Origin of the sequence: cyanobacterium endosymbiont of Epithemia turgida isolate EtSB Lake Yunoko (assembly GCF_000829235.1) — a bacterium.
Lineage (GTDB): Bacteria > Cyanobacteriota > Cyanobacteriia > Cyanobacteriales > Microcystaceae > Rippkaea.
Map to the genome: position 1 here is coordinate 722,725 of NZ_AP012549.1, position 11,407 is coordinate 734,131.

The 11,407-nt window shown below is 36.3% G+C and carries 9 protein-coding genes and 1 pseudogene; 5 read left to right on the forward strand and 5 right to left on the reverse strand.

The window, feature by feature from the left end; genetic code table 11:
- The first annotated feature begins 555 nt into the window (after nucleotides 1–555).
- The 3 genes from deoC to ETSB_RS02120 all read left to right on the forward strand — a co-directional run bounded on the left by deoC (nucleotide 556) and on the right by ETSB_RS02120 (nucleotide 3,622).
- A complete protein-coding gene (gene deoC, locus ETSB_RS02110; RefSeq protein ID WP_044105994.1) occupies nucleotides 556–1,224 on the forward strand; it encodes a deoxyribose-phosphate aldolase in 669 nt (222 codons plus the stop codon).
- A gap of 27 nt (nucleotides 1,225–1,251) precedes the next feature.
- A complete protein-coding gene (gene recO, locus ETSB_RS02115; RefSeq protein ID WP_044105995.1) occupies nucleotides 1,252–2,097 on the forward strand; it encodes a DNA repair protein RecO in 846 nt (281 codons plus the stop codon).
- Between the two features lie 127 nt (nucleotides 2,098–2,224).
- Nucleotides 2,225–3,622, forward strand: coding sequence for an MFS transporter (locus ETSB_RS02120; protein WP_084220173.1), 1,398 nt, complete (start codon nucleotides 2,225–2,227; stop codon nucleotides 3,620–3,622).
- Between the two features lie 305 nt (nucleotides 3,623–3,927).
- Here the strand turns inward: ETSB_RS02120 and ETSB_RS10805 are convergent.
- From ETSB_RS10805 to ETSB_RS10815, 3 genes and pseudogenes are all read right to left on the reverse strand, one after another.
- Nucleotides 3,928–4,347, reverse strand: a pseudogene (locus ETSB_RS10805) (cobaltochelatase subunit CobN).
- Nucleotides 4,348–4,771: 424 nt separating this feature from the next.
- Nucleotides 4,772–5,017 carry a DUF3479 domain-containing protein gene (locus ETSB_RS10810; RefSeq protein ID WP_408643863.1) on the reverse strand — a complete coding sequence of 82 codons (246 nt, stop codon included), beginning with the start codon at nucleotides 5,015–5,017 and terminating at the stop codon, nucleotides 4,772–4,774.
- Between the two features lie 160 nt (nucleotides 5,018–5,177).
- A complete protein-coding gene (locus ETSB_RS10815) occupies nucleotides 5,178–5,366 on the reverse strand; it encodes a hypothetical protein (protein ID WP_408643629.1) in 189 nt (62 codons plus the stop codon).
- An 810-nt stretch (nucleotides 5,367–6,176) separates the two neighbouring features.
- On the opposite strand from ETSB_RS10815, the gene ETSB_RS02130 reads away from it, so the two are divergent.
- Nucleotides 6,177–7,475, forward strand: coding sequence for a dihydrolipoamide acetyltransferase family protein (locus ETSB_RS02130; protein WP_044105997.1), 1,299 nt, complete (start codon nucleotides 6,177–6,179; stop codon nucleotides 7,473–7,475).
- Between the two features lie 1,383 nt (nucleotides 7,476–8,858).
- Here the strand turns inward: ETSB_RS02130 and ETSB_RS02135 are convergent.
- On the reverse strand, nucleotides 8,859–9,254 hold the full coding sequence (locus tag ETSB_RS02135) for a hypothetical protein (RefSeq protein WP_044105998.1): 396 nt from the start codon (nucleotides 9,252–9,254) through the stop codon (nucleotides 8,859–8,861).
- The gene (locus ETSB_RS02140; protein ID WP_044105999.1) at nucleotides 9,251–9,619 is read right to left on the reverse strand and encodes a YtxH domain-containing protein; all 369 of its coding nucleotides are present in this window, start codon (nucleotides 9,617–9,619) and stop codon (nucleotides 9,251–9,253) included. The genes ETSB_RS02135 and ETSB_RS02140 overlap by 4 nt, the downstream gene beginning before the upstream one ends.
- 116 nt (nucleotides 9,620–9,735) lie before the next feature.
- On the opposite strand from ETSB_RS02140, the gene purH reads away from it, so the two are divergent.
- Nucleotides 9,736–11,286: a bifunctional phosphoribosylaminoimidazolecarboxamide formyltransferase/IMP cyclohydrolase gene (purH, locus tag ETSB_RS02145; RefSeq protein WP_044106001.1), complete on the forward strand. Its 1,551-nt coding sequence runs from the start codon at nucleotides 9,736–9,738 to the stop codon at nucleotides 11,284–11,286.
- Nucleotides 11,287–11,407: the final 121 nt, after the last annotated feature.

The following is an 11,407-nucleotide window of genomic DNA, read 5'->3' on the forward strand; positions in this document are numbered from 1 at the left end:
TCGGAAGGTTATTTGATAAATTTCACTTCATAATTTATAGATGTAGAGTAAATTTTATGTACCAACTATCACATCGTACAATCAATCAAAACCAAGTAATTGCCGCAAAAAACGACGTAAAAGGCATAAGAAAACCCTAAAAAATCTAACACTATTAATAATTATAACTAGATAAAGTTCTGTTCAACTATCTCTGCTTGATACTTAAGTATCAAGCAGAGAATAAAGGGAATATTTACATTGAAATTGACAAACTCTTCTATAGTTATTAAGACTTATAATGACTGCATGAATTAAGTAAGCAGATTGCCTCTTGATTTCAGTAATTGGATTTGCGAATGTTACAAAACCAATTATAGTTGTGACATCAACACCTCAATAAACGCAGAAAATTAAGTCTTAAGAACATGTAAGATACCTATGTATTAAGATTTATTACCTCTTAGACACAACGCGCAATGAAGTTGAAAGTCTCAAATATAATGCTTTGAACTGGGTGGGTAATTCATCTCACAATATACAATGTAAGGGAATCTTTTTAAGAGAAAAATAATTATGTCAGAAATTGACATTGCCAGTTATATCGATAATAGCTTACTCAGTCCTACAGCAATTGCCCAAGAGGTAGAACAGTATTGTCAACAGGCTAATCAATTTGGCTTTCCCACTGTCTGTGTATATCCCTCCATGGTATCTCAAGCAACCGAATTACTTCAAAATAAGCAAACCCAAGTTTGTACAGTGGTTGGCTTTCCTACAGGAGCAACCACCTCAGCCGTCAAACTTTATGAAGCCAAAGAAGCAGTAGAAAATGGAGCAACGGAACTCGCTGTAGTAATCAACTTGGGATGGTTAAAAATTGGACTTTATGACAAAATTTATCAAGAAATTGCCGAAATTTGTTCAGAAACGAGACAAACAGTTAAAGCTATTCTCGAAACTAATTTATTGACGGATACAGAAAAGCGACTCGCTGCCGAAATTTGTATGGATGGAGGGGCAACTTATTTAGAGACTAGTACTGGATGGTTTGGAGGGGCAACAGTCGCTGATGTAAGTTATCTTAATCAACTAACTAAAGGACGAGTGGGTATTAAAGCTTCTGGGGGTATTCGGACTCTAGAACAAGCTTTAGCCCTAATCGAAGCAGGGGCAACTCGGTTGGGAACTTCTCATGGGGTTAACTTAGTGAAACAACAACGTGATCCAGTACGAAACATTTAGGGGATTTTGACAAAATATAATGAGCTAATGAGTCGAATTTATAAAACCACAGGGATTATCTTAAAAAGAACACCTTTCGGGGAAGCTGATCGTTTAGTCAAAATTCTTTCACCAGAATTCGGTTTAATTCGAGCGATGGTCCCAGGGGCGAGGAAATATACATCAAAACTAAGCGGACGTAGCGAGTTATTTGTGGTTAATGATTTATTAATAGTCAAGGGGCGATCACTTGATCAAATTATCCAAGCCGACATCTTAAAATCTTACCCAAGATTGAGTAAAAATTTAGGAAAATTGGCTGCTAGTCAGTATTTAGCTGAATTGGTATTGTCCATAGCCTTAGAGCAACAACCTCAATGGGAACTTTATGAACTCCTCAACGAACATTTACATCGCCTCGAAGAAATATCATCTGATCAAAGTTTACATAGTCATTTAGCCCAAGGGGTGTTACATATATTGGTACTTGCGGGAATTAGTCCTCAAGTTCACACTTGTTGTTTGACTGGTGAAACGTTATCAGCCAATTTTAGTAATCCTCATTGGCGAGTAGGATTAAGTTTTAAAGAAGGAGGTTTGATAAAATTAGCAATTACAGAATCTTCCGTATCAACTAAACAAGAATACTCTAAAATCATCCGAACTTTAATTGATCAACAACTAAATGCCGTAGAATTTAGTCTTTTGCAACAATTATTCCATCCTTATCTCCCGCAACTACGAAAAATCTTACCTCTAGAGTATCTCAATGATTTCCTACCCTTAGCTTGGGTTCACATCGAACATATGCTACGTAATTATGCTCAATACCACTTAGGGAAATCTTTTCGGTCAGCCGATCTCATCAGTACTTTATCTCGGTTAGAGTTTTAAGGTTTAATAGAACTGTATGATTAACTACAAAATTAATTGCTATCTTCGCAATTAAGTCAAGTAAAACCCCTATTTTTAAGCCTTAACTTAAGTTATTTTTTCTCCCCAAGATTCCTCACCTAACTCTATGGATCGCCAATCTACCCCCTCTAAGCCACCAATGAGTCAAGGATTTATCCCTATTCTGCAGAACCCGCGTTTTTTAACGCTTTGGGTTGGACAAATTTTCTCTCAATTGGCTGATAAAGTTTATCTGGTCTTAATGATTGCCTTAATTGCTGGTCACTTTCAAGGAAACAATCAACCTATTAGTGGTTGGGTATCAGCGATTATGATTGCTTTTACTATTCCGGCGGTTTTGTTCGGTTCCTTTGCTGGGGTTTATATAGATCGATGGTCAAAAAAAGGGGTGTTAGTTATCTCTAATTTTGTACGAGGGGCATTAGTTTTCGTTATTGCTCCCCTAATCTGGTTATCCCAAGATAAAACCTTAGCATTACCTGTCTATTGGCTTCCTGTCTGGTTAAGACAGTGGCAATTACAAGTTCAAGATCACTTTTTTATTCCTTTGGGATTTTTATTCATACTAATATTAACCTTTATAGATTCAACTATTACCCAGTTTTTTGCCCCAGCAGAACAAGTTACTATTCCTTTGATTGTTGAACGCCGTCATCTGCTTTCGGCTAATTCTCTCTTTACTACTACCATGATGGCTACGACCATTATCGGGTTTGCAATTGGAGATCCTTTACTAGAATTAGCTGCAACGTTAGCTAAATTTGTGGGATTATCTTGGGAACTCGGTAAATCTTTAGTTGTTGCCTTATCTTATCTGTTAGCGGGTTTCATTTTAATTTTTTTAAGGACAGGAGAAAAAAAAGAACACTACGAAAAAGAACGCTCCCATATATTTAAAGATATTCGCGATGGTCTTCATTATCTCAACAATAATCATCGAGTTCGCAATGCTTTAATTCAACTGGTAATTATTTTTTGTATTTTTGCAGCCTTGTCGGTATTGGCTGTCAGGATGGCTGAAACTATTCCAGGGTTAAAAGCTGAACAATTCGGCTTTTTATTGGCTTTTGGAGGTTTAGGAATGGCTTTTGGAGCAGGTATTTTAGGCAACTGGGGTCAACAGTTTAGCAAAAATCGATTAGGATTGTGGGGATCGTTGGGAATGGCAGTTTCCTTGGTGGGGTTATCCTTGTCTATAGACAATCTATGGCTAACTCTGTTGATGACCACATTTTTAGGATTATTTGCAGCTTTTGTCGGAGTTCCAATGCAAACTATGATTCAATCAGAAACACCTGTTGACATGAGGGGTAAGGTGTTTGGTTTGCAAAATAATGCGGTTAATATTGCTTTGTCTTTACCTTTAGCTTTAGCTGGTATTGCAGAAACTTTAGTGGGGTTGAAACCTGTTTTACTTGCTTTAGCTGGATTAGCAGTCGCAGGGGGAATTCTCACAGGGAATATAGGAAAAAATAGACCTGGCAATAAAATACCAGAATCATGACTGATTTCAAAAAAAAATAATCATAACTTCTTTACAAGATTTCTCCTTTAGTCACGGATTATCAGTAATCTTTTTTATATAACAAATTTACAAAATTTATTCTAAACCTAAAATATAAGTATACGATATATTCTTCCTGATCATGTATTGAGACTGTTTAATATTTCTAGTTTTTTCCCTGTAAATAAATTTGAATTTATTTATCCTTGCTATTAATCATTTACCATGATTTTAGATATATTCTTTGATTTGTTCTGGTAAAAAAACTTGATTCATCACTAGGAAAATTTAATTCAATCACAAAATCAAGAAATAAAAATAGACCCGAAAACATTCAAATATACAGCGGTACCTACGTTTTCTTGAGCAGGTGACAAACTAAACACAGTGATAGCTACCTTTTTCTCTAGTTTAGGTTTGTCCCTAGATTAGCCTATTTTATTGCTTGTTGGGGGACTGCTTCGATGCGCTCTTGCCGTATTTCCGTCCCGTTTTGAGAGGATAATAGGTTCTATCGCCCCATCTAATTCAGGAATAGCTATTTGTAAGGCTACTTGGACAGGATGTAATCCTAGAACAATTTCTTTCCATTCTTGGTTAGGTTGAAATACAAGAGACAACGCACACATATAAGGACGGTTGAGGCGTTTTAATGATTCGATTGCTTTTGGATAGTCTTGACGAGCTGGACCCATAACTAATACAAAACCTGTCAAAGAAACCATTGCCTCGACAATAGTAATTGTCTCTCCTCCTTTACTTTAATCTAAGAAATAAGCATCCATCGGGTTATAAAAGTCTAATCCTCCTGCCAATATAAAAAGCACCCTCGCTCCCATAGCTTCTAATTCCTGCACTGTAGCCACATAGTAAGCAAAGCATCATCCTCAATCGGATAAGTCTGTTGTAGAATCAATCTAATACAGGGGTCTGAAGGGTCTTTTTTTGAGACTATCAAAAATAAATATCGATTCGACTATTGAACCATCTTAAATAAGAAGGAACATCCTTAAACATTTCCCTCGATAAAGGATGCCAAATTCCTATGTCAAGATAGACTACTAGATCCTGATAGTTAACAGTTTTATCTTCGAGGAGATCTGGATAGGAATATTTGTGGAACAACATTACCAGAAAATTCTCTAAATTTTACGAAGATCTTCCCAACCAATATTGGAAACTCAACATAAGACTGCGAGCATTTTGAGCTTTTTCAACTGGAAAATACTTCAAAATTTGAGGCAAAGTCCGCAACAAGTTTAACATAGTATCTTGAAACCATGCGCTGGAATTTTCCTTTCGTTTCCGCATAAATTGGGCGATTGCATTTTTATACTGTCTCAACTGAGCCATAGAAAACCTATCTAATTTGTTTAAGTGCATTATCTCGAGCATTGAGGGGAAGACCACCACGGCATCTCAATTATCCCGATGGGGTTCCATCTCGTCTAGGACTTTATCCGCTAAATATTCAATAAAAATTAAAGAGGCAATAAATTAAGTTGGTACATACCACGTTATTCATAAATTATGTATATTTTTCAGTATTTATTAGTTATTTGACTATATAACCACTAATTTTTATGGCTAATTTAGGGTTATTTTTATTGATTGCTTCAACAACTACCGAAAGGGAACTTTGATATTGTGGATCTAAAACGATATAGACCACCTTTAGCAAAGAACGACCATTAATTGCCTCTGGAACGATATGCCGAACGGTGGACTTCACACGAGTAAACATCTATTACAGTACTCCTTAATTTTATGATGGTCTAAACGCTGTAAAGCATTAATTCAGAGTTGGCAAAAAATTTTATAGGACTCTATATGTGTTTCTACCCAAAATAGCTCTCACATGAGCATTTTATCGAGTATTTGACATAATTTCTAAAGAAGTATTCCATGATTCTCTACAAGAATTGACATACTGGCGATAGTAGTTTCTTTTTTTCTTGTTTATAACAACTAATTTTATATTCATTGATGAATTTATTATTGACTAAATATACTTACATTTTAGATGCTATCATTGCTATGATAATGCTCACAAAATGAATTTAATGAGTGAGATTGGAGATTAATCATTAAAAATAACAAGACAAAAATTTTAGTTTGTATTTTTTTATCAAAAGATGATGTTTAATAAAAAAATACAAACTAAAATTCGATAGCCATAAGCTATAGTATTTTTTTTATTAAACATCACTATCAATTAAAACAACAGTTAAACTTTATTTATTATTTTGTTTATAAAACTAAAATATAAAAACTCCTAAGTGTCTATCATAAAGTTAATTTAGCTAGTGAAAAAGTTAAAACTACAGCAAACACTCACACAATGTTTTTAATATTTGTGTTCACAAGTCTGCGATGTGCCCAGTCTAACTTGAAAACCACAATTTGTCTTGATTTGGATTCGAGATAAATTTTGACCTACAAGTGATCACTAATAGCCATAGCATTAAGGTTAAGACGATTCACAAACAATGATAAGATTCAATTTAGTATAAACTTCACTGTCTATTTACACACTTAAAGGAAAAGCCACTTCATGATTCACGATATCTTCATGCCTGCACTCAGTTCTACCATGACCGAGGGAAAGATCGTCTCTTGGTTGAAGTCTCCAGGGGATAAAGTAAAAAAAGGAGAAACTGTTGTTGTAGTTGAATCAGATAAAGCGGATATGGATGTGGAATCTTTCTATGAGGGTTATCTAGCAACCATTTTGGTAGAGGCTGGAAAAGAAGCTCTCGTAGGAACAGCAATTGCCCTCGTGGCAGAGACCAAAGCAGAAATTGCTCAAGCACAGCAAAAAGCTCTCTCAAGCCCAGAGCAAACTCTTCAAACTCCCTCAACTGTAGCCTCAATCTCCACTCTTGAACTAGCTACGACACCAACAACAACTTTTTCGACGAATGCTTCCAAAACCGATGAAAGTCGTGGCACTAATGGCCGTATAATTGCCTCACCACGAGCGAAGAAACTAGCTAAACAATTAGGTATTGAGCTCACAACTATTCAGGGCAGTGGACCTTATGGACGCATTGTTGCAGAAGATGTAGAACGCACGACGGGGAAACCCCAAACTGCAACTATTACCCCGACTTCATCTTCTGCATCTCAATCGACTACCACTCCGAATACGTCGCCGACTCCTGTAACTGTTATTTTAGAAGAAACTATTCCCCTTACTACCTTACAAAAAGCAGTAGTACAAAATATGGTAGCGACAGTACAAGTTCCTACCTATCATGTAGCTTATACAATAACTACCGATAGTTTAGATAAACTCTATAAGATAATTAAATCTAAAGGGGTAACTATGACGGCTTTATTAGCAAAAGCAGTGGCTGTTACCCTTCACAAACATCCTTTACTTAACGCTAGTTACAGCAACCAAGGAGGAATCCACTATAATAGGTCAGTTAACGTTGCTTTAGCAGTAGCAATGCCCGATGGAGGACTAATTACTCCTGTTCTACAGAATGCTGATAAAATCGATATTTATTCTCTATCTCGTACTTGGAAAGATTTAGTCGAACGCGCTAGAAAGAAACAATTACAACCCCAAGAATATCAAAACGGAACTATTACCATCTCAAATTTAGGAATGTTTGGGGTAGACCATTTCGATGCAATTTTACCTCCAGGACAAGGAGCAATTTTAGCTATTGGTAAATCTCGTCTCCAAGTAGTAGCTACTCCAGAAGGATTGACTGGAGTAAAAAGTCAAATGACAGTCAATATCACTTGCGATCATAGGGTAATTTATGGGGCCCATGCAGCTGCGTTTTTGCAAGATTTAGCTCAATTAATCGAAACTGATGTCAAATTACTAACCATGTGATAGGTAATTAATGAAGGGAAATTATACTTCTCGACTTCAGTCTCTTTACAAACCTGTCAAGCTAAATCTATCAAGGTATTAATAATAGCTATGATTGCCACCGCACTTCTCAGAATATTGTTTAGTGAAAGTTAAAATTACCTATGCCGTTTATGTTTTCTTTTTTTAAGGATGGGCAATGGTTAAGGTGTTGCAATAAACTGGATTGACAAACGTTGATTACAGATCAGGCGCGACGTCGACTTACACTATGAGTAAATTATCTATACAACTGCCCTAGCTGCTTTTAATGATATGTCTTTTTATCAGAACAAATTAACCTAAAGTAGTCACAATTAGCCGTTTGACGGATCAATCGACGAATAATTTTATACTCAACTTAAAAAAAATGACAGTCTTTAGACCAAAAACCTGACGATTAAATATCGTTTCATACCGAGCTTAATATATCTAAATTTTTAGCTTTAAAAGAGGTTTTGATTGACTGAGTACTAAAGACAGGTATAACTCTGATATTCTTAGGAAAAATTTAATCATATTACGAAATAAAAGTAATCAAATTGCCAAAGAAAAACTTTATCTTTCTTGCGTAAAATTCTAGTAAATCCGCACCAAAAACACCAACGATAAAAATTACTATGGTTAAGATAAATTTTTAAAATAGTTGTCTAAAAATCACTGCACGACCTTCTTTGACAAGATAATCTTATCTAAGATATTAACAATAACCGTGTTTTACCACTAATTCGAATATGGTGAAGGGTTTCAAAGCGCGCGTCTAGCTTTTTCCGGAAAATTCGGGATAACAAATAATAAATAGTATTACCGATACTAAATGCTAAAAGTTGCCGTCAGGGGAATCGATCACTCGATGAAGTACTCCGATTATTAGGTCTCCATAAATTGATAACAGTCCGGTCCGGAAAAAGATTATATTTGGTTAAAGTTCTGCTTAAATCCAGTATTTTCTCATAATTGGTGAGGTTTTAAAAATTAGAAATGATTTTAAAAACCAAGAGAAAAAATCTACTAAGTTGACTACGGGAGTAATAACATCGAGTAGAAGTTCTAGATGATTGAGTGCCTAAGCTAGATAGGAAAAAACTTAGCTTCCTACACTGAAGATACAAGTTATTAGTCCCACCAGGAAATACTTAAGATAGTGTTATTGTATCGTGATTTTGCCTAGAAAATTATCAACACACATCATAATTTTATTTTTTAGTATTTTTTAAAAAAATTACTCCCCTTATTTATTCTGAATATATTGGTTTATTTTTGAACAATTTTAAGTTAGTTTAATACATATATAAGCAATTTTTTATATGCAATATTTCACATAATTTATCACTATGTAATTCCTATATTTTTAGTTTTTATCTCTCATGCTTTCGGGGACCAATCTTTTTGTGTTGGATAACTTTGCCACCTCTGCCAAGCCGCTTTGAAGCCAATAGCAACTCGACGGGTTCCCTGTTGAACAAGACTTACTTGTCTTTTGGTCTTACTTAAAGTAAGGTCGACTCTTTTTACTACATCTGAAGCACTTTTAACTCCATGATTTAGCTCATCTGTTAATTCAGTAATTTCTAATCCTGTCAGACGAATAGATTCCAGCGTAGGGGGAAGTTCTCGATTGAGAGTATCACAAAGCTTTTCTACACTACGAGCCGCTCTTATTAACTCTGTACAAGTCGGTATAACCATCATTAAGACTGTCATCAAACTGACAGTCACCAAAAGTGAAGAAAGTCCAAGCCATAAAAGAGGATCGCTCACGCTTGTTTACCTGAAAAGGGTTTAGCAGAGGAAGATGCAAAATCCATAGTCATCTGTGACGAAGAGGTTTCAGAGTTCTCAAAATTTCCTTGACTGGCTTCGAGTCCAGCCGCTATGGTGTCTTTGAGTCGTGTCAGAGTGTTATTCCAGCTCTGAAGTGCTGATTCTGATAGACGATAAGCTTGTAACTGCACTGTAGTTGATAGATCTTCAGCTATCTCTGGCAAAGCATCTGCTGATTTTTTGAGAATACGTCTTGTTTCCTTTCCCGAGTGTGGAGCTATCAAAATGCCGGTTACTGTCCCCAGCACTCCACCGATGACCATTCCGGCAGCCAAAATACTACTCTTGTTATTGTTAGACATTAATATTTGCAAAATTTTAGTAATTGTAATTTTATTCTAAAGTCAAACCTTAGGCTTTGATAAGCAATGTCATAATATTCCTAAGTAATGGTTAGCATCTGGAGATTAGATCTTAAATGGCCCGTTTAGCACTACTGAGCGTATCGGACAAAACCGGAATTATCGATCTAGCTCAACAATTGGTTGATAAATTTGACTTTGAGTTAATCAGTAGTGGAGGAACAGCAGATCTTCTACAAGAGGCACGACTTCCAGTCACTAAAGTGAGTGACTATACCGGATCACCAGAAATCTTAGGAGGACGAGTTAAAACCTTGCATCCTCGCATTCATGGGGGTATTTTGGGGCGACGGGATTTGTCACAAGACGACCAAGAGATGGCGTCCAATCAAATCCGTCCGATTGATCTAGTGGTAGTCAATCTCTACCCTTTTGAACAAACCATTGTTCAGCCTCATTTTACAATATCTGAAGCTATTGAGAAAATCGATATTGGTGGACCAACCTTGTTGAGGGCAGCATCCAAAAATTTTGCTCATGTTACAGTCTTATCTAATCCTCAATATTATGATAGTTATCTACAGGAGTTAGATATAAACAATGGGGAAGTTTCCCTAGCGTTCCGTAAAAAAATGGCGAGGGAAGCCTTTGCTTTAACTCATAGTTATGATGGAGCGATCACTAATTATTTTATGACTCTTACTTTAGAAACAGAGTCTTCTTTACCAAGTCATTTAACTCTCTCAGGTACTCAATTTCAATCTCTTCGTTATGGAGAAAATCCTCATCAAAATGCAGTTTGGTATCAAACTGGAACTCAACCATCAGGGTGGGCTGCCGCGACTAAATTACAGGGGAAAGAACTCAGTTATAATAACTTAGTAGATTTAGAAGCGGCGCGGCGTATTATTGCTGAATTTAACTCCGAAGAACCAGCTGTTGCTATTCTTAAACATACTAATCCCTGTGGTATGGCGATAGGAAAGACTTTGGCTAATGCTTATGAGAATGCATTTAATGCAGATTTAATTTCGGCTTTTGGGGGTATTGTAGCGGTCAATCAACCCTTAGATAAGGAGACAGCAAGCCAATTAACAAAAACCTTTTTAGAATGTGTGGTCGCCCCGGGATGCGATGAAGAAGCTAAAAGGGTTTTAGCTGCTAAATCTAAAATTCGTGTTTTATTATTACCAAACTTAATGAGTGGGCCAAAACAGACAGTTAAAGTGATTGCTGGAGGATTATTAGTGCAAGCATCCGACGATCAGATAGATACTTCTGAGAGTTGGGAAATTGCTACAGAAAAGCAACCGACTTCCGAACAATTAGCGGAATTATTGTTTGCTTGGAAAGTTACGAAATACGTAAAATCAAATGCTATTGTAGTGACGAAAAATCGTACAACTCTGGGAATTGGTGCTGGACAAATGAATCGGATTGGTGCCGTCAGAATTGCCCTGGAAAAAGCTGAAAATAAAGCTAAAGGGGGATTCCTTGCTAGTGATGGATTTTTTCCCTTTGATGATTCAGTGCGTACGGCAGCAGCAAAGGGAATTGTGGCTATTGTACAACCTGGAGGGTCACTACGGGATAAAGATTCTATTGCGGCGGCTAATGAATTAGGGTTAGTGATGGTCTTAACCAGAAGACGGCATTTTCTACATTAATTTTTGCAAAAAATATTTTAGATTGATAAATGAGGTGAGGAGAGATCTTTTCTAGGAATATCAATGGAGAAATGGAAAAAGATTGAGCTGTCAGTCACTGAGTGATTTCGCCCGACTAAAC

What these genes read in the sequence shown, in the direction of transcription:
- deoC (WP_044105994.1), top strand. Translation starts at nt 556, where the DNA reads ATGTCAGAAATTGACATTGCCAGTTATATCGATAATAGCTTACTCAGT.
- recO (WP_044105995.1), top strand. Translation starts at nt 1,252, where the DNA reads ATGAGTCGAATTTATAAAACCACAGGGATTATCTTAAAAAGAACACCT.
- ETSB_RS02120 (WP_084220173.1), top strand. Translation starts at nt 2,225, where the DNA reads ATGGATCGCCAATCTACCCCCTCTAAGCCACCAATGAGTCAAGGATTT.
- ETSB_RS10810 (WP_408643863.1), bottom strand. Translation starts at nt 5,017, where the DNA reads ATGCTCGAGATAATGCACTTAAACAAATTAGATAGGTTTTCTATGGCT.
- ETSB_RS10815 (WP_408643629.1), bottom strand. Translation starts at nt 5,366, where the DNA reads ATGTTTACTCGTGTGAAGTCCACCGTTCGGCATATCGTTCCAGAGGCA.
- ETSB_RS02130 (WP_044105997.1), top strand. Translation starts at nt 6,177, where the DNA reads ATGATTCACGATATCTTCATGCCTGCACTCAGTTCTACCATGACCGAG.
- ETSB_RS02140 (WP_044105999.1), bottom strand. Translation starts at nt 9,619, where the DNA reads ATGTCTAACAATAACAAGAGTAGTATTTTGGCTGCCGGAATGGTCATC.
- purH (WP_044106001.1), top strand. Translation starts at nt 9,736, where the DNA reads ATGGCCCGTTTAGCACTACTGAGCGTATCGGACAAAACCGGAATTATC.